Origin of the sequence: Deinococcus pimensis DSM 21231 (assembly GCF_000519345.1) — a bacterium.
Classification (GTDB): domain Bacteria; phylum Deinococcota; class Deinococci; order Deinococcales; family Deinococcaceae; genus Deinococcus_A; species Deinococcus_A pimensis.
This window is the reverse complement of sequence record NZ_KI912636.1, coordinates 47038-64080: the sequence shown is the minus strand read 5'-3', so window position 1 is coordinate 64080 and position 17043 is coordinate 47038. Positions and strand designations below refer to the sequence as shown.

Below are 17043 nucleotides of genomic sequence, written 5' to 3'. Positions count from 1 at the left end.
CGCGGGCTGGCGCGCCCTCGGCGACGCGCGCGGCGAGGCGGAGGTGCTGCACGCGACGGGCGTGATGAACCGTGACCTCGGACGGCTCGACGAGGCGCAGACGCTGCTGGGGCAGGCCGCGTCGGTCAGCGCGAGGCTCGGCGACGCGTACGCGCTCGCCACCACCGAGAACGACCTCGGGATCCTGCGCGCCTACCAGCAGGACGACGAGGGGGCCCGGCGGCACTTCCGCCGCAGCCTGGAGCTCAAACGCGAGGTGCAGGACGCGCAGGGCGTGGCGTACGCGCTCGGCAACCTCGGCGCGGTCACGGAGGACCCGGCGGAGCAGTTCGCGCTGTACGACGAGAGCCTGGCCATCAAACGCACCCTCGGTGACGTGCAGGGCGTGGCGGTCACGGCGTTCAACTGTGCCCGCGCGGCGCGCGCGGCCGGGCGGACGTGGCGCGCGGGTACCTGTCAGAGTCGCTGACGCTCCTGCGGCGTCTCGGGAAGTTCACGCGGCTCCCGAACGTGCTGCTCGAACTCTCGGAACTGGAGCTGGAGACGGGCCGCCCGGACCGCGCGGCCGTCCTGCTCGGCGCGGTCGCCGGGACCGCCCGGCATGTCGGCGTGCCCCTCGCGGAGGGACTGCGGCAGCTCGAGGCGGACGTGCGCGCCCGCGTCTCGGAGCGCGTGGCGGACGTGACGGGCCTCACGGCGGGCGGCGAGACGCTCGACCCCGCGGAGGCCGTCGCGTTCGCGCTCGATGCGGCGTCGCCCCCGCCGCGACGGGCCGGGTCCACGTTCAGCGCGCGCCCATGAGATTCGCCTTGTGCGTGTCAGGTGGCGTCCGATATGCTGAACGCACTGACACTGATTTCACGAGAATGGAGCACACGCATGGAGAGAATCGCACTGTTTATTGACGGAGCCAACGTCTACGCCGCCGCCAAGCGGCTCGGCTGGAACTTCGATCACCGCAAGATCCTGGAGCACTTCTCCGGGATGGGCAAGCTGTACAACGCCTTCTACTACACCGCCGTGCCGTACCCCATGGACGACAAGCAGAAGCGCTTCATCGACGCGCTGACCTACATGGGCTACACGGTCCGTACGAAGCCCCTGCGGGAACTCACGGACGACAGCGGCGAGACGCACCGCCGCGCGAACCTCGACATCGAGCTCGTCACGGACCTGCTGGCCACGGCGGACCTGTTCGACACGGCGGTGCTCCTCACGGGCGACGGGGACTTCGAGCGGCCCGTGGAGGTGCTGCGCTACAAGGGCAAGCGCGTCGTCGTCGCGAGCATCCCGGAGATGACGAGCTACGAACTGCGCAACGTCGCCGACGAGTACGTGGACCTCAAGGACATCCGCACGAGCGTGGAGCGCCCCGGGTACCGCCTGCCGTCCGAACTGCGCGGCGCGGAATCCCGCCCGTTCTACGTGACGGGGCCCGTGTCCGGCGAGGACGGCGAGGAGGAGCGCACCGAGCGCTGAACTCCGGTCGGACCGCTGGGGCCCGAACGCACGGGGGCGGGCAAACGCTCTACTATTTTCTGCATGACTGACCCCACCCCCGTTCTTCCCATCGCCCTCGACGCCATGGGTGGCGACTTCGGCGCCGCCCCGAACGTCGAGGGCGCCGTCGCGGCGGCCCGCGCGGGCGTGTCGGTGCTGCTCGTCGGCGACACCGTGAAGCTCCACGCGGAACTCGCGCGGCACCCGAACTCGCAGGGCCTCCCCATCGAGATCGTGGAGGCGTCCGACGTGATCGGCATGGACGAGCACGCCTCGGACGTGCGTGGACGCACGGAGGCCAGCATCAACGTCGCGACGCGCCTCGTGAAGGACGGGCGCGCCGCCGCCGTGGTCAGCATGGGGCACAGCGGCGCCACCATGGCCAGCAGCCTGCTCACGCTGGGGCGCCTGCGCGGCGTGGACCGTCCGGCGATCCTGAGCCTCGTCCCCACGCAGAAGAGCTTCTGCGCCCTGCTGGACGTCGGCGCGAACACGGACGTGAAGCCGCAGTACCTCGCGCAGTGGGCGCGGCTCGCGAGCGTCTACCTGCGCACCCTGGAGGGCCGCGAGAACCCCAGCGTGGGCCTGCTCTCCATCGGCGAGGAGGACCACAAGGGCAACGCGCTCGTGCTCGAAGCGCACGGCCTGCTGCGCGCCATGCCGGACCTGAACTTTCGCGGCAACGTGGAAGGCAAGGACGTCTTCAAGGGCACGACCGACATCGTCGTGATGGACGGCTTCACGGGCAACATCGTCCTGAAGCTCGCGGAGGGAGAGGCGAAGGTGCTGTTCTCCTGGGTGAAGGAGGCCCTGACGAGCTCGTGGCGCGCGAAGCTCGGCGCGCTGCTCGTGCGGGACTCGCTGCGCGGCGTCGCGGAGCGGCTCGACCCCAGCACGTACGGCGCGTCGCCCCTGCTGGGCGTGCGGGGCCTCTCGTTCATCGGGCACGGCAGCGCGGACGCGCGCGCCGTGAAGAACGCCCTGATCCGCGCGTCCCGCGCGCGGGACGCCAGGCTCGTGGAGCGCCTCGCCGGAGCGCTCGCGGAGGTCACCACCCCGTGAGGAGCCGCCCTTGACCTTCCCGGACCTCGTCAGCCCGGTCGGGGACGCGCTCTCGCGGCCCGGCACGTGGCTGCTGCTCGCCTTCGACGTGGTCGTCGCGCTCGGCGCGTGGCGGCTCGGGCTGCGCCTGCTCGACCTCATCCACGACCGCGTGCCCGACCCGCTCGAACGCCCCCTGCGGGTCCTGTGGAGCGTCGCGGTGTTCTACACCCTCGCGGCGCTCGTCGTGAACGTCGTCGGGGCGCCGCTCGAACCGCTCGCAGGGCACGGCGAGGCCATCTCCGCGTGGCTGCGCGAATCGGCGGGCCGCATCCTGCTGGTGCTGGTCCTCGCGATCGTCGCGTGGAACCTCGTCACGACCCTCTCGGCGCGCGTCGTGCCCGCCGACGACTTCAACCGCCGCACCGTCCGCGTCGCGACGCTCAAGGGCGTCGTGGAGTCCAGCGCGCGCGTCGCGATCATCGTGGTGGCGTTCGTGACGATCCTCGACAACCTCGGCGTGCGCACCACCACGCTCCTCGCGGGCGTGTCCGTGTTCGGCCTCGCCGTGTCCTTCGGCGCGCAGAGCCTCATCAAGGACGTCATCAACGGCTTCTTCATCCTGCTGGAGGACCAGTACGGCGTCGGGGACGTCATCACCGTGAACGGCGGTTCCCTGTCCGGCGGGGTGGAGCGCCTCAACCTGCGCGTGACGGGCCTGCGCGCCCTCGACGGGACGCTGCACCTCATCCCGAACGGCCAGATCAACACCGTCAGCGTGATGAGCAAGGACTGGTCACGCGTCGTCGCGAGCGTGAACCTCCCGCTCACCGCCGACCCGGACGAGGCGATCGCGCTGCTCGACCGCGTCTCGCAGGCGCTCTACCAGGACCCCGCGTGGGCCACGAAGTTCCTGGAGCCGCCCACCATGGAGGGCGTCTCGAACTTCACGAAGGACGGCTTCGAGGTGCGCGCCCTGTTCAAGGTCCTCCCGAAGGAGCAGTGGGGCATCGGACGGGAATTCAACCGCCGCATGAAGCTCGCGATGGACGGCGCGGGCCTCGGCGGTCTGCGACCGCAGCTGATGGTGTTCCGCACGGAGGACGGCGCGCCCACGGCGCCCGCCGCCCGTGACGAGAAACGCCAGCCTACCGACGGCTGAGCGCGGTGGGGGAGGGCCGGGTGCGGTCGGTGACGCGCGCCCGGCCCTTCTGCTCTAGCGTGAGGGCAGTATCGTTTCTGGAAATCGTCTGTGATTATCGAATTCTTGCGGCGTCTTCTCGAAGGCGTCCGGTCCTTGCCGGGCCGCTTGGCTCGCGTCGAGTTCCGGCGCAGCGTGTGGGAAGTTATGGTGCTGGCCGTCAGCACGGCGCTGCTCCGTGTGTTCCTGCCCGAGGTTTTCTCGGCCTCGCTTCCACCAGACGGCTTCCTTCAGGGAAATGTCCTCCTCCTTGCCGGGGGCGTCGTCGGCTATCTCCCGAGCGTCGTGCTGAACGCGGGCGAAGAGCGGAGCGCGCTCGCTTCCTTCTGCGCCGTCCAGAGCGTCGTGCTCGTCCTGCTCGCGGCGGTGATGGTCTACACCAATCAGCATCTCTTTGCCTGGTTCCTGACCGGCGTCGCCCTGACTTGGTTCACCCAGTCGGGGCTCGACTGTAGCTCCCGAACCTGGCGATGGTATCTGGGGAGGCGAGGTCGTGCCCGCCGCACCCGTTCAGCGCTGCGTGAGCCTCTCCGGGCGATGCTCGCCGCCGCCGCAGTCATGGGCGCGTCCGGCTTCGCCATCGGCGCAGGTGTGACCTTTACCGTGTGGAAACTGATCTTGGGCGCCCCCTGGGGGTCCTCCATGACGCTCGTGGCGGTGTGGAGTGTGGCTTACTGGGTTTTCCTGGGCATTCAGCGACGTCTCCGGCCCTCGCGCCGTCGGCTGTTGCGCCTCCTCATCCTCAGCGGAGCTCTCGTCACCCACGTCTTCGCCAGCTGGCACCTCCTGACGGGGAATCCGCTCCCGATGGTGCTGATGGTGGTCAGCGTCTCGGTGTTCGGCTTCTTCTGGGGACTCGACCGAGTCGTCGACCTCTGGTACGAGGTCGATCACGAGGACGACAACCGATAGGTTCATAGACACCCCCGGTCCAGAGGCAGACCGGGGCGTTTCTTGTGCTGTCGGCCTGGGTGCGGTAGTTGACGTCGACGTCGTCGGCGCTGCCCTACGCTGAGGGCAGTCCATTTTTTTCTTGACATGCAGAATAGAAAACTTTATGTCCTCGGCCTGTTTCTTTTCGTCATTTCGGCCGTTCTGATCTACAGCACCATCGAGACGCTGCGCTCGCCGGCAGCATTTCCCGAGGTTCTGCTGCTGTTGCTGACGGGTGCCCTCCTGGGTGTCCTCACCTTTGATAGCCCGGCGTTCCTCACGCGCAGTGGAATCACCGGACGAGCCCGACGGGTACTGCGAATCGTCGCGTGCCTCGTCATGACCGTACTGGCAGCCCAAAGCATCGTGATCATCCACGGTAACGGAGGGTTGCGCCTCGCATGGCCTCTTATCTGTGGCGTGAGCAGCGCTCTCACGCGCTCGTCATGGGTGTGGATGAGCAACGAATTCTACCTCCGGTGGGACATGCCCGATCCCGAGGAACGCCTCCACTTTCGGAGTCGGGTACACCACTTGCGGGTGGTCGTAGGCTTTACCGCCGGGGGAAGCCTGCTGCTCCTGAGCGGCCTCTGCGGGGTCATCCTCGTCCTGTCCGCCCTGGCGGACCCAGGATTCTTCACGGTCGAGATTGCCCTTGTCGCCGTCTGGTGGGCAGCATGGTGGAGCCTCCTCGTGGGGTCCGACGTCCTGATCGTCACGTTGCTCGCCGGACTGCTGGCCGCCCTTCTGGTCGTGCCCGTCCTGGCGGTCGCGGTGCATGAGTTCCGCGAGGGCCGGTATGGTCCTTTCTTGATCCTCACTCTCGGACTGCTGGTTCCCCTCGGATTGCAGACCATCAGGGCGACCCGAGAACTTACACCTCCCCGTGACTAGCCGATGACGAACGCCCCCGCGTCCACCTGGACCGGGGGCGTTTCCTGCTTTCGCGGGCTCAGTCGCCCGCCGCGTACATCCCGCCGCCCTCGATGCGGCCGCCGGAGAGCAGCGTCTGGAATTCCTCACCGCTGAGGGTCTCGCGGACGAGCAGCTCCTCCACGATGGCGTGCACGCGCGGCAGGTACTCCTGTAGCAGCGTCCGAACGCGCGTGTACTGCGTGTCGATGATGCGCTTGACCTCGTCGTCGATGGTCTGCGCGGTGAGCTGGCTGTACGCGCCCTGCTGCGCGACCGGCCCGAGGAAGGTGTCGGACTCGCTGAGGTTCGCGACCTTGCCGAGCTTCTCGCTCATGCCCCACTCGGTGACCATCTTGCGGGCGATGTTGGTGGCCTTCTGGAAGTCGCTCTGCGCGCCCGTGGTGATGTCGCCGAAGGTGACCTCCTCGGCGGCCTGCCCGGCGAGCGCCACGGCGATGGAGTCCTCCAGGACCTCGCGGGTGTAGTGCACGCGGTCGGTGGGGAGGGGCAGCATGTACCCGGCGGCGCCGCCGCGCGGGACGACGGTGAGCTTGTGCACGCGGTCCGCGTGCGGCAGCAGCTGCGCGACGAGCGCGTGCCCTACCTCGTGGTACGCCGTGACCTTCTTGTCGTGTTCGGGCACGACGCGGCTCTTGCGGGCCGGGCCCATCAGGACGCGGTCGGCGGCCTCGTCGAGGTCGCGCATGGTGATCTTGCCGCGCCCGTCGCGGGCGGTGAGCAGGGCGGCCTCGTTGAGGAGGTTCTCCAGGTCCGCCCCCACCATGCCCGGCGTGCGCTGCGCGAGCGTCGTGAGGTTCACCGAGGGGTCGAGGGGCTTCTTGCGGGCGTGGATCTTGAGGATGTGCTCGCGGCCCCGCACGTCCGGCGCGTCCACCACCACCTGCCGGTCGAACCGCCCGGGGCGCAGCAGCGCGGCGTCCAGCACGTCCGGTCGGTTGGTCGCGGCCAGCACGATGATGTCGTGCTTGCTCTCGAAGCCGTCCATCTCCACCAGCAGCTGGTTGAGGGTCTGTTCGCGTTCGTCGTTCCCGCCGTTGAAGTTCAGCCCGCGCTTGCGGCCGACCGCGTCGATCTCGTCGATGAACACGATGCACGGCGCGGCCTTCTTGGCCTGATCGAACAGGTCGCGGACACGGGCGGCGCCGACGCCGACGAACATCTCGACGAAGTCGCTGCCGCTGATGCTGAAGTAGGGCACGCGGGCTTCGCCGGCGACGGCTTTGGCCAGCAGGGTCTTGCCGCTGCCGGGAGGGCCGACGAGGAGGATGCCGTGGGGGATGCGGGCGCCGAGGGAGTGGAAGCGTTCGGGGCTGCGGAGGAACTCCACGACCTCCTGCAGGTCCGTCTTCGCCTCGTCGCACCCCGCCACGTCGGTGAACGTGACCTTCACCTGCCCCTCGCTGAAGACGTGAGCACGTGAACGCCCGAACGTGTTGCTGGCGCCGCCTCCGCCGCCGCCGCGCATGCTGCGCCAGAACACGAACAGGATCAGGCCGGTGAGGATCACGGGGAGGAGCTGCACGATCCAGCCGAAGGACCGCCCGCCGCCCACGACGGTGAGTTCCGCGCCCGAGGCGCGGATGCGGCCGAGCACGTCCGGTGAGGTGGGAATGACGGTGTTCTGGGGGGAGCCGCCGCGGACTTCCACGTGGGCGTTCCCGTAAGCGTCCACCTGGACGGTCGAGATCTCGCCGCGGTCGAGGTCCTTGAAGAACTGCCCGACGGAGTACTGGTCCTGCGCGAGCACGGGTGTGCTCAGCAGCGCGGTCAGCACGAGGCTTCGCAACACGAGGCGCATACCTCACTCTAGAGTGCCCGGACGCGCGCCGCCCGGCCTCATCTCGCAATCTGCATGGTGTTTGCCGAGCGTCCCTTCACGCTCCGATCAGGAGAGGGTCAGCGGTCCCCGCTACCGTCGTGATCATGAAGAAGTCCCTTCTGCTGGCCGCGCTGTCCCTCGGGCTGGGCGCCTGTACCGTCTCGGTGCGTCCCGGCGTGAGCGTCAACGTCTCCCAGGCGAACCTCGTCACGAACTTCCAGCCCGACCGCGGTGAGGGCAGCACCTACTTCGTCGGCGAGCGCATCCGCTTCAACCTCAGCACCGCCCGCGACGGGTACGTCACCGTCGTGTCCCTCGATCCGGACGGGCGCGGCGACGTCCTGCTGAACAACGCCTTCGTCCGGGCGGGCACCTCCACGATCGGCGCGGACAACCGGTTCCAGATCACCCCGCCGCGCGGCGTGCAGCGCGTCCGCGTGATCTTCACGACGGAGCGGCCCAGCAGCACCCTCGTGTTCCGCGGGCAGTACAGCCGCGGCGAATGGAACACCTACACGGAGTCGTACGTGCGTCCCTACGGTGTGGAGCAGCGCGACGTCTACGAGACGTTCTTCTACATCCGCTGAGCGGCGCGAAAAAGACGGCCGGAGGTGATCCTCCGGCCGTCCCTCGTGGATGGCGTGCGGGTCAGTTCTCGCGCCACGCCTGCTGGTCGGGCCAGCTGGACTTCGCCTCGAAGCGGGTCGTGGCGGGAAAGAAGGGCGGGACGGTGCCGCCGTTGAGGAAGCGCTGGTCGAAGTGGAACGCGTCCCCGTAGCCGTTGACGATGGAGACGTTCCCGGCGGCGTCGATGCTGCCGACGCCGCGCGGCGGATCGGAGGACTCCGCGAGGCTGCCCAGCAGGTGGATGGAGCCGCGCGCGGGGCCGCTGTTGTAGCCGTCCACCTGCAGCCCCTTGCCGCTCGCGCCCGCGAGGATCGCGCCGTGCAGGTACAGGTCGTTCGGGGCGGCGGCGCCCACGCGGACGTTGCCGGAACCCGAGATGATCCCGAGGACGTTCTTCGCGCCGCTCACCGTGCGGGGGTCGTCCCTGTACGTCAGGTCGCCCGTCACGACGACGTCCCCGGAGGCGGCGATGTTGAGCTGTGACGTCGAGGCGACCGCGGGCGGCACCTGCGAGGGCGTGGACGTGTCCGGGGCGGGGGAGGGCAGGGTGCCCGTGCGGGCCGGGCCGCGCAGGCCGCCGATGGTGCCGTTCACGAAGAGCTGCCCGTTGGGCACGCCGGTATACGTGGCGGTGCTCACGGTGGGCTGCCCGTTGCCGTTCGGGCGGGAGGTGACGACGGTCGTGCTGCCCGCCGTGGCGTCCACCGTGACGGTCGTCTTCACGCCCGCCGCGTCCGTGATCTCGTACACCTGCCGTCCGCTGGTGTCGACGCGCAGCAGCACGTCCGAGGCGCCACCCTGCACGTAGATGCCGCCCTTGAGGGCGCTGCCGTTCCTGGGCAGGTACACGCCGCCGGCGGGCGGGTTGTTCTGGTTGCAGGGAGTCGGCGCGGCGGCCCCGAGGGCGGTGCAGAGGGCGGGCGTCGAGGGCGCCGTCGTGCCGAGCGGGTCGAGGCCGAGCGCGGCGTTCTACTGCGAGAAGCTGTTGTTCGGCAGGTTCACGTTGGACTGGCCGTAGAGCAGGCCGCGTCCGTTCCAGTCGGGGGCGGTGCAGTCGGTGGCCTACACGCTCACGTCGACGTACTTGGCGGGCTGGGTGCAGCGGTACATCTGCACGGTGGCGGCGGCGGTCGTGGCGCCCATCAGGAACTGCGGACGGCCCGCGAAGCGCCAGTTCCTGTTGATGTGGACGGGGCCGTCGTAGCTCATGCCGGTCGCGTAGAAGTTGCCCTGCTGGCTGCCGCCGTCGTCCGCGAGGAGCACGTACTGGTTGAGGTAGGTACGGCCCAGCACCACCTTGAGCTGACCCTGGCTCGTGACGGTCCGGGTGTACTGTCCGTCCCGACCGGTGGAGGTGACGGTGTAGGGCAGGTAGTACGTCTGGTTCACGTTGGTGCGTGCGTCCGTGACGATGGCCTCGCCGAAGGTGATTCTGGCGGTGTAGCTCACGCCGCCGACCTGTCCGGTCATGCTCATGCCGGGGCGGGCGTTGAGGGCGGCGCTGACGGCCGGGTAGTCGTTCCTGGTGACGATATCCTCGTCGGCGGCGTTGCCGTTCGACGTGGCGAAGCGGTTCACGTACGTCTGCAGCACGGCGTTCACGTCCGTGAGGCCTGCCCCGACGAGATAGAAGGACGCGTCGGCCTGTCCCGCCTCGGCGGCAGATCGGGTGCGGGCGACCGCCTGGCTGTTGCCGACCTGCTGCATCTCGCTGACGGTGCTGCTGATCATCAGCGCGGTGATCAGGCCGACGATGGTCAACGTGACGAGCGCGGTGATCATGGCGTACCCGTGGGTTCTGGTGGTGTTCACGGCGCGCCTCCCGGGGTCGGCGTGATGGTGGTCCGGCGCATGAAGATCGTCTGCGTGAGGGTCAGGGGCGTGGCCGTCTACCCGGCGGGGACCGTGGGGCGGCCCGTGAGGGTCACGCGGATCGCGTCGACGCGCGGGCTGGCGGTGGGCACGTAGGTGCCGCCGCCGTTGATCGAGTACTCCACGGAGAAGTTCGTGACGTCGTACGCGACGACCTACGCGGTGCCGCCGTTCACGCGCCGCAGCAGCGCGGACTGCCCGCCGACCGTGCCGACGCTGTACTCCACGACGTTCACGCGGATGAGCTACGCGTTCGGCGTCCAGGTGACGCCGGTCAGCTGCTGACCGGGGTGCAGGACCTGTCCGCCCGCGCCGGGCCCGCTGCCGGAGACGCAGGGGTTGTTCTAGGCGGTCTGCACGAGGGCGCTGACGTTGCCGGAGATCGTGAGGGCCCACTCGCCGCCCCGGAAGACGTCGGTGCAGTCCTTCCCGGCCGAGTTGGGCGTGACGATAGGCGTGGACGAGGCGTTCGGCAGGGCGCGGCTGTTGGGGTAGCCGTTGGGTTGGGGGATCAGGAAGCGGGTCGTGCCGGGCTGGTCGCCCGGCTGGTCGAGGGTGATGAAGGTGAGGCGTGACGACGTGGAGACGCTGGCCGCGAAGGCGGTCGGAACGGGAAAGGCGCCGCCGTTCATGACGAGCCGCGGGCCGCTCGCCTCGCGTCCCTCCATCGCGATGAGCTCGAGGGAGGCGCGCATGCCCTCCTGCAGGGGCAGGCCGAACTACTCACGCATCTACGCGCGGGTGGAGGTCGTGAGGAACTACAGCGTGGCGACGAGGACGATGGTGCCCAGGACGAGCGCGACGAGCAGCTCGACGAGGGTGAGGCCCGCCCTACTACGTGACGCGGGTCGAGAGTTCGACATGCTGCTCACCTCCCTGGCGGAACCAGACGTTCGCGCGGATCTCCCACAGGACGGCGCTGGTGCCCGTGGAGACGCGGGTGACGTCGATGACGCTCCGGTACTTCTGCATCTGGGTATTGAGGGCGGCGGCGTCCGTGGAGTGAGCGGAGACGCCGTCGGTGGCGAAGTCGAAGCCGTAGCCGTACGTGTACGTCGCGCTTCCCGTGGTGGGGAAGGGTTCGCGCAGCGCGCGGTAGCGGTCGAGCCACGTCTCGGCCGCGCCGATGGCGCGGGTGCGTTCGCGCGACGAGGCGTTGCCGCTCATGCTGGTGATGAGCAGGGGAGAGACGACCGCGACGATGACGCCCACGACGGCGATCGCGACGAGCACCTCCACGAGGGTGAGGCCGGGCGCGCGCTTCACAGGCCCCTCGCGATGCCGAGCGCGGTGACGGTGACGGTGCGGGCCTTGCCCGCGACGGTGGCGGTGACGTTGGTGTTGCTGGTGAGGTTGCCGCCGCAGGTGTAGGCGAACATGAAGCCGCGCGTGTCGTACTCGAAGCGGCAGGCGCCGCCCGCGAGGGACGTGAGGGCCGCGCCGCGCGCGCGGACGGTGCTGGTGGTCTGCCAGCCTGTGGCGGTCTGGCGTTCGACCCGGTAGGTGGAGGCGTCCACGAGGACGACGCGCTGGGTGACGGCGGTGGCCATGGTGCGGGAGCGGCTGAGGTTGAGGTCGTAGGCGAGGCCCTGCACGAACTGCTCGCCGCTGAGCCGGGTCCGCCACGAGCCCAGCCCGAGGCCGACGAGTGCGAGGGCGATCCCGAGCACCGCGAGCGCCACGAGGAGCTCCAGCAGGGTCAGTCCCGACCGTGAGGAGCGAGGGAGGGTGGAGTTGCTCACTATCTCATATCACCATAATGAGGCGCGGCATTTTTAAACTTTGCCTTCATCCTGAGGGGGTGAGCTGGACAACTCGCGGTCAACGAGAATGCAGCCATGAACGACGTCCGCTTCCCCATCGGCCCCTTCCTCCCCGCCACCTACGACGCCCCCGCGCGCGCCGCCCTGATCCTCGACCTCGCCACCCTTCCCGAGCGCCTGCGCGCCGCCGTCCGCGACCTCGACGACGACCGGCTCGACACGCCGTACCGCGAGGGCGGCTGGACCGTCCGGCAGGTCGTCCACCACGTCGCCGACAGTCACATGAACGCCTACGTCCGCGTGAAGCTCGCCCTCACCGAGGACCATCCCACCGTGCGCCCCTACGACGAGGCCGCCTGGGCAAGCCTGCCCGACTCACGTCTTCCCGTCGACGTCTCCCTGAGTCTCCTCGGCGCCCTGCACGAACGCTGGGCCGCCCTGTGGCGCGACCTGCCGGGCGAAGCCTGGGCCCGCACCTTCCACCACCCCGCCTCGGGCGAGACCGTGCGGCTCGACACCGCCCTCGCGCAGTACGCCTGGCACGGACGCCACCACCTCGCGCACGTCACGGCCCTCTCCGAACGTGAAGGCTGGACCGCGCGCAACGTGCCCTGAGGCTCCTTTACCCCGCCTTCACGCGGTACAATTTTTCTTTGTATGACGGCAAGCGCAGACACGAAGAAGGTCGGATTCATCAGCCTCGGGTGCCCCAAGGCACTCGTCGACAGCGAACGCATCCTCACGCAGCTGCGCGCCGAGGGGTACGCCGTCGCCGGGACGTACGAGGACGCCGACACCGTCATCGTGAACACCTGCGGCTTCATCACCCCCGCCGTGGAGGAAAGCCTCTCCGCCATCGGCGAGGCGCTCGACGCGACGGGCCGCGTCATCGTCACGGGCTGCCTCGGCGAACGCCCCGACCAGATCCTCGAACGGCACCCCAAGGTGCACGCCATCACCGGCTCGCAGGACGTCGAGGGCGTCATGAAGGCCGTCCACGAGCTCATCCCGCCGGACGAGAACCCCTTCACCAGCCTCATCCCCACCATCGGCGCGGGCCGCGACGCCGCCCCCGTCAAGCTCACGCCCAGACACTACAGCTACCTCAAGATCGCCGAGGGCTGCAACCACAAGTGCGCCTTCTGCATCATCCCCAAGCTGCGCGGCCTGCAGGTCTCGCGTGACGCGGGCGAGGTGCTCTACGAGGCCTTCCGCCTCGTCGCGGCGGGCACGCGCGAACTCATGGTCATCTCGCAGGACACCAGCGCCTACGGCGTGGACCTCCGCCACCGCGAGAGCGAATTCCAGGGCGGGCAGGTCCGCGCGCACCTCACCGACCTCGCCGTGAAGCTCGGCGAGCTCGGCGTGTGGGTCCGCATGCACTACGTCTACCCCTACCCGCACGTGGACCGCATCGTCGAGCTCATGGCCGAGGGCAAGATCCTCCCGTACCTCGACGTGCCCCTCCAGCACGCCAGCCCCGACGTGCTGCGCCGCATGCGCCGTCCCGGCGCGGGCAGACAGCTCGACACCATCCGCCGCTGGCGCGAGATCTGCCCCGAGCTCACCATCCGCAGCACCTTCATCGTCGGCTTCCCCGGCGAGACCGAACAGGACTTCCAGCTGCTGCTCGACTTCCTCGAGGAGGCCCGCCTCGACCGCGTCGGCGCCTTCGCCTACTCCGAGGTCGACGAGGCCGACGCCACCCACTTCGAGGGCCGCGTCCCCGACGAGGTCAAGCAGGAACGCCTCGCCCGCTTCATGGAGGTCGCGCAGCGCATCAGCGCCGAGAAGCTCCAGGAGAAGATCGGACGCGAACTCGACGTCATCGTCGACGAGTACAACGACGACGACGGCGACCTGCCCGGCACCAAGCTCGTGGGCCGCACCAAGGGCGACGCGCCCGGCATCGACGGGCAGGTCTACGTGGCCGCCGGCGAGTTGGCGGGCAAGGTCAAGATCGGCGACATCGTCCGCGTGCGCATCGAGGACGCCGACGAGTACGACCTCTACGGCGAGGTCACCGCGCGCCCCGAGTGGCGCCCCAACGTCCCGCTCATCGGCGCGCTCGCGCACTGAGGGAACGCGGGTGGTCCTGCTCTCCCTCGACTGGGACGCCTGGTCCGCCTCCACCGAACACGTCTTCGACAGCCCCCTGTGGGGCAGCCGCGACACCGAGGCCGACCGGGTGGACCGCTGGCGCGAGCGGGCACGGAAACGTGCCCTGCGCGCGGACGGCTGGGACGTCCTGCAGAGTGACTTCCCGCTCCTCGGCGATCCCCTCGCGCTCCTCGCGTACCGCGGCGTTCCCACCACCGTCACGTGGACACACGCGGACGCCTGGACGTGGCTGGGCGACGTCGACGGGGACGGCGAGGACGTCGTCAACGTCGACAGCCACCACGACCTGTACAGCCTCAGCGGCGACCCCGCGCGGGTGCGGCCCGGCAACTGGGCGGGTCTCGCGCTCGCGCGCGGACGCGTGAGGAACTACACCTGCGTGTACCCCGCCTGGCACGAGGGCGTCCGCGTCGCGGAGGGCTTCGATCTCGACCGCACCCGGGAGGAACTGCGCGCGGCCCTCGCGCCGGACGTGCTGGAGCGCGTCACGCTCACGCGCGGCGAGCCCCTCCCGGACCCCGCGCGCGTGAAGGCCGTGCTGCTCGTGCAGTCCCCCTCGTGGACGAGCCCCGCGCACGACGACCTCTTCACGCGCGTCGCGCGGGAGCTCGGCGCGCGTGAGCTCTCGCCCGCCCTGCGGCGTCCCTGGACGCCCTGACTACTTCACGTCGCGGATGTTCCTCACGAGCACCACGCCCAGCAGGAAGCACACCGCCGCGATGCCGAACACCAGCAGGTACCCCAGGTTGTCGCCCTGACGGTTGCCCCAGTCGAGCAGCGCGCCCTGCGGAGCGCTCGACATCTGCGGCGCCACGAACGCCACGTGCCACACGCCCATGTCCCGCGCGAAGCTGCGCGCGCTCGGCATGGCGTCCGCGCCGAGCGCCCAGTCCACACTGATGAACGCCCCGTACCCCAGTCCGAACACCAGCGCCAGAATGAAGGCCACCACGTCGCTGCCCGCGAAGAGGAACAGCACCGCGCACACCGCCATCAGCGTGCCCGCCACGTAGATGACGGGCTTGCGGCCCATCCGGTCCGACAGGCGTCCCCCCACGAGGGCGCTCGCGATGCTGCCCACGATGATGCACAGCAGCATCACGCTCGTGTACGTGCCCGCGTTCGTGGTGTGACCCAGCACGTCCCCGACGTAGTACTGCAGGAAGGGCTGCACGCTGTACTGCCCCAGGCTGAACAGCGCGCGCGTCACGAACACCCACAGGAACGTGTTCATCGCGAAGAGCTGCCACCACGGGATGCTCGGCGCGGCCTCGCGCGGCGTCGGCGCGGGCTCCGGCACCTGCGTGAGCGTCACGACGGCGCTCACGAGCAGCACCAGCCCGATCAGGCCGTACGACACGAAGCCCGGCAGGCCCGCCGAGCCCAGCACGAACGCCACCACGCCGCCCAGCAACTGCCCCGCCGCCTGCAGGAACCCCATCACGCCGCTCGCGCGTCCCCGCTTCTCCGGTGAGACGAGCTCCGGGATGAGCGCGCTGTACGGGCCCGTCGCGACGTTGTTGCCGAGCTGCACCAGCAGGTACGCGCCGACGTACACCCAGTACGTCGGCGCGAGCGCCATCGCCGCGAGCCCCACGAGATTCACCACGAGGCCCCAGCGCAGGAAGGGCAGACGCCGCCCCACCCGGTCCGAGAGGGCGCCCACCAGGGGCGGCATCACCAGCGCGATCACCGCGCCGATCCCCACGAGCAGGCCGAGGTAGGTGCCCTTGCGTTCCTCCCCGACGAGGCGCACCACGTCGGCGGGCATCAGGATCAGCAGCAGCAGCAGCCAGTGGAAGCTGCTGCCGAACCAGAACGACGACAGGGCGAAGAAACGCGTGAAGGGCGGGCGGGCGGCGGCCGAGGTCGTCATGTCCCCTCAATCTATCCGAGGCGCCGCGCCTCCCCGCCACGCACCCCTCAGGTCTTCGCGCGGACCATCGCCACGTAGATGTGATGACCCTCGTGCTGCAGCCAGAACTCCAGCCAGCCCGCCAGCGTGAGCGTCCCGAAGGTGCCGTGCGTGCCGGGCCGCGCCCACGCCTCCGCCGGCAGGCCCCGCAGGAACTCCACGAGGTCGCGCCGCGCCGTCACGAAGTCCGCCAGCATCCGCGCGCTGGGCTTCGCCGCCCACGCGCGCGTGCCGGGGTCCGCGTCGGGCTGGTAGCGCTCGAAGGTCGGGTTGTCCTGCGTGACGATCCAGTTCACGCGGTCACGGATGGCCTGATGGAACTGCCCGAGGTGCGCGAGGTTCTCGTGCGCGCTCCACTTGTCCGCGACGCGCCGCTCGCGCAGGCGCTCCTCGGGAATCTCGCCGAAGACGCGCTGCACGAACGCGGCGTTCTCCTCGAAACGGTCGATCAGTGCGGTAGGGCTCAGCATGGCACCCACCCTACCAAGGTTCGGGGCGCGCGCCGCTCAGCGTTCGTTTACCACGCCGCCGCGCACACGGTCGCGCCCGCCCCGCTTCGCCTCGTACAGGAAGTCGTCCGCCGCGCGCCGCGCCGCCTCCAGCGTGACGGGCGCGTTCGCCACCGCGAAGCCCACGCTGACCGTCACCCGCAGGCCCGCGCGCACCTCCTCCCACGGTTGGGACGCCACGAGGACCCGCAACCGCTCGCACAGCTCACGCGTCTCGTGGGCGCCCACGCCGGGCATCAGCAGCAGGAACTCCTCCCCGCCGTACCTCACCAGGCTGTCCGACGCGCGGGTGTGGTCGCGCAGCACCCGCGCGACGCGGCGCAACACCTCGTCGCCGACGTCGTGCGAGAAGTCGTCGTTCACGCGCTTGAAGTGGTCGACGTCCACGAAGGCCACCCCGAGCGCCACGCCCGACGCGAGGACCTCCCGCGCGCGCGGCTCCAGGTGCTCGTGCAGCGAGCGGCGGTTGAGCAGGTGCGTGAGCGGATCGTGCCTCGCGAGGAACTCCAGCTCCATCGCGCGCGACCGGAGCTCGTCGAGCTGCGCGCTGCGCTCGCGCTCCGCGAGGAGCAGCTGCTCGCTGCGCCGCCACGCGCGCTCCGCGTCCTCGCGGGTGCGGTCGAGCTCCAGCTGGTACAGCAGCGTCCGTGCGCGGCGCTCGGCCCGTTCGCCGCGCACGCTCACCTCCAGCTCGTGGAAGGCGCGGTAATGACGGTACGCGGCCTCGAAGTCCCCCAGCGCCGCCCGCGCCTCCGCGACGAGCCGATGCGCCTCGTACTCGTAGGTCGGGGTGCCCGCCTGCCGCG

General features: G+C 69.9%; 22 protein-coding genes. 12 read left to right on the top strand and 10 right to left on the bottom strand.

Annotated features, from left to right (window positions below; translation table 11 throughout):
* From DEIPI_RS29600 to DEIPI_RS0108160, 7 genes are all read left to right on the top strand, one after another.
* Positions 1 to 469 (top strand): tetratricopeptide repeat protein (locus DEIPI_RS29600; protein ID WP_045233912.1); only part of this gene is annotated, 469 nt, incomplete at its 5' end.
* Entirely contained in the window at positions 439 to 801 is a 363-nt protein-coding gene (locus DEIPI_RS0108185) for a hypothetical protein (protein ID WP_027481456.1), read from the top strand. The genes DEIPI_RS29600 and DEIPI_RS0108185, both read left to right, overlap by 31 nt.
* Before the next feature lie 78 nt (positions 802 to 879).
* Positions 880 to 1479: a LabA-like NYN domain-containing protein gene (locus DEIPI_RS0108180; RefSeq protein WP_027481455.1), complete on the top strand. Its 600-nt coding sequence runs from the start codon at positions 880 to 882 to the stop codon at positions 1477 to 1479.
* A 63-nt stretch (positions 1480 to 1542) separates the two neighbouring features.
* Positions 1543 to 2562, top strand: a complete 1020-nt coding sequence (plsX, locus tag DEIPI_RS0108175; protein WP_027481454.1) for a phosphate acyltransferase PlsX — start codon at positions 1543 to 1545, stop codon at positions 2560 to 2562.
* Positions 2563 to 2572: 10 nt separating this feature from the next.
* Complete coding sequence (locus tag DEIPI_RS29595) at positions 2573 to 3703, top strand: mechanosensitive ion channel family protein (protein ID WP_045233911.1); 1131 nt, start codon at positions 2573 to 2575, stop codon at positions 3701 to 3703.
* Between the two features lie 90 nt (positions 3704 to 3793).
* Positions 3794 to 4654 carry a hypothetical protein gene (locus DEIPI_RS0108165; RefSeq protein ID WP_027481453.1) on the top strand — a complete coding sequence of 287 codons (861 nt, stop codon included), beginning with the start codon at positions 3794 to 3796 and terminating at the stop codon, positions 4652 to 4654.
* Positions 4655 to 4780: 126 nt separating this feature from the next.
* Positions 4781 to 5569, top strand: coding sequence for a hypothetical protein (locus DEIPI_RS0108160; RefSeq protein ID WP_027481452.1), 789 nt, complete (start codon positions 4781 to 4783; stop codon positions 5567 to 5569).
* A gap of 58 nt (positions 5570 to 5627) precedes the next feature.
* On the opposite strand, the gene ftsH is transcribed toward DEIPI_RS0108160, so the two are convergent.
* Positions 5628 to 7409 carry an ATP-dependent zinc metalloprotease FtsH gene (gene ftsH / locus DEIPI_RS29590; RefSeq protein ID WP_045233910.1) on the bottom strand — a complete coding sequence of 594 codons (1782 nt, stop codon included), beginning with the start codon at positions 7407 to 7409 and terminating at the stop codon, positions 5628 to 5630.
* A gap of 125 nt (positions 7410 to 7534) precedes the next feature.
* Between ftsH and DEIPI_RS0108150 the strand changes: the two genes are divergently transcribed.
* Positions 7535 to 8017, top strand: coding sequence for a DUF4384 domain-containing protein (locus DEIPI_RS0108150; RefSeq protein WP_027481451.1), 483 nt, complete (start codon positions 7535 to 7537; stop codon positions 8015 to 8017).
* Positions 8018 to 8078: 61 nt separating this feature from the next.
* On the opposite strand, the gene DEIPI_RS0108145 is transcribed toward DEIPI_RS0108150, so the two are convergent.
* Both DEIPI_RS0108145 and DEIPI_RS0108135 read right to left on the bottom strand, forming a co-directional pair.
* A complete protein-coding gene (locus DEIPI_RS0108145; RefSeq protein ID WP_027481450.1) occupies positions 8079 to 8906 on the bottom strand; it encodes a hypothetical protein in 828 nt (275 codons plus the stop codon).
* A 213-nt stretch (positions 8907 to 9119) separates the two neighbouring features.
* A complete protein-coding gene (locus DEIPI_RS0108135; RefSeq protein ID WP_027481448.1) occupies positions 9120 to 9869 on the bottom strand; it encodes a DUF4900 domain-containing protein in 750 nt (249 codons plus the stop codon).
* A 195-nt stretch (positions 9870 to 10064) separates the two neighbouring features.
* Here DEIPI_RS0108135 and DEIPI_RS37550 point away from each other — a divergent pair, with 195 nt between their 5' ends.
* A complete protein-coding gene (locus DEIPI_RS37550; RefSeq protein ID WP_157463548.1) occupies positions 10065 to 10214 on the top strand; it encodes a hypothetical protein in 150 nt (49 codons plus the stop codon).
* A 59-nt stretch (positions 10215 to 10273) separates the two neighbouring features.
* Here DEIPI_RS37550 and DEIPI_RS0108120 read toward each other — a convergent pair whose 3' ends face one another.
* The 4 genes from DEIPI_RS0108120 to DEIPI_RS39270 form a co-directional block, all read right to left on the bottom strand.
* Positions 10274 to 10624, bottom strand: coding sequence for a hypothetical protein (locus tag DEIPI_RS0108120; RefSeq protein ID WP_027481447.1), 351 nt, complete (start codon positions 10622 to 10624; stop codon positions 10274 to 10276).
* A gap of 63 nt (positions 10625 to 10687) precedes the next feature.
* Positions 10688 to 10792 carry a prepilin-type N-terminal cleavage/methylation domain-containing protein gene (locus tag DEIPI_RS36505; protein ID WP_084474090.1) on the bottom strand — a complete coding sequence of 35 codons (105 nt, stop codon included), beginning with the start codon at positions 10790 to 10792 and terminating at the stop codon, positions 10688 to 10690.
* Positions 10764 to 11195, bottom strand: coding sequence for a prepilin-type N-terminal cleavage/methylation domain-containing protein (locus DEIPI_RS39275; protein ID WP_045233909.1), 432 nt, complete (start codon positions 11193 to 11195; stop codon positions 10764 to 10766). Before DEIPI_RS39275 ends, DEIPI_RS36505 begins: the two co-directional genes overlap by 29 nt.
* Positions 11192 to 11671 carry a prepilin-type N-terminal cleavage/methylation domain-containing protein gene (locus DEIPI_RS39270; protein WP_027481446.1) on the bottom strand — a complete coding sequence of 160 codons (480 nt, stop codon included), beginning with the start codon at positions 11669 to 11671 and terminating at the stop codon, positions 11192 to 11194. Before DEIPI_RS39270 ends, DEIPI_RS39275 begins: the two co-directional genes overlap by 4 nt.
* A gap of 96 nt (positions 11672 to 11767) precedes the next feature.
* Between DEIPI_RS39270 and DEIPI_RS0108105 the strand changes: the two genes are divergently transcribed.
* The 3 genes from DEIPI_RS0108105 to DEIPI_RS0108095 are packed head-to-tail and all read left to right on the top strand — an operon-like array spanning position 11768 to position 14471.
* The gene (locus tag DEIPI_RS0108105) at positions 11768 to 12307 is read left to right on the top strand and encodes a YfiT family bacillithiol transferase (protein WP_027481445.1); all 540 of its coding nucleotides are present in this window, start codon (positions 11768 to 11770) and stop codon (positions 12305 to 12307) included.
* Between the two features lie 42 nt (positions 12308 to 12349).
* Positions 12350 to 13771: a 30S ribosomal protein S12 methylthiotransferase RimO gene (rimO, locus tag DEIPI_RS0108100; RefSeq protein ID WP_027481444.1), complete on the top strand. Its 1422-nt coding sequence runs from the start codon at positions 12350 to 12352 to the stop codon at positions 13769 to 13771.
* Positions 13772 to 13781: 10 nt separating this feature from the next.
* Positions 13782 to 14471: a hypothetical protein gene (locus DEIPI_RS0108095; RefSeq protein ID WP_027481443.1), complete on the top strand. Its 690-nt coding sequence runs from the start codon at positions 13782 to 13784 to the stop codon at positions 14469 to 14471.
* On the opposite strand, the gene DEIPI_RS0108090 is transcribed toward DEIPI_RS0108095, so the two are convergent.
* The 3 genes from DEIPI_RS0108090 to DEIPI_RS29580 all read right to left on the bottom strand — a co-directional run.
* Positions 14472 to 15689: an MFS transporter gene (locus tag DEIPI_RS0108090; RefSeq protein WP_027481442.1), complete on the bottom strand. Its 1218-nt coding sequence runs from the start codon at positions 15687 to 15689 to the stop codon at positions 14472 to 14474.
* A gap of 47 nt (positions 15690 to 15736) precedes the next feature.
* The gene (locus DEIPI_RS0108085) at positions 15737 to 16198 is read right to left on the bottom strand and encodes a DinB family protein (RefSeq protein WP_027481441.1); all 462 of its coding nucleotides are present in this window, start codon (positions 16196 to 16198) and stop codon (positions 15737 to 15739) included.
* Between the two features lie 36 nt (positions 16199 to 16234).
* Positions 16235 to 17043: GGDEF domain-containing protein (locus DEIPI_RS29580; RefSeq protein WP_157463547.1), on the bottom strand; the 809-nt coding region annotated here is incomplete at its 5' end.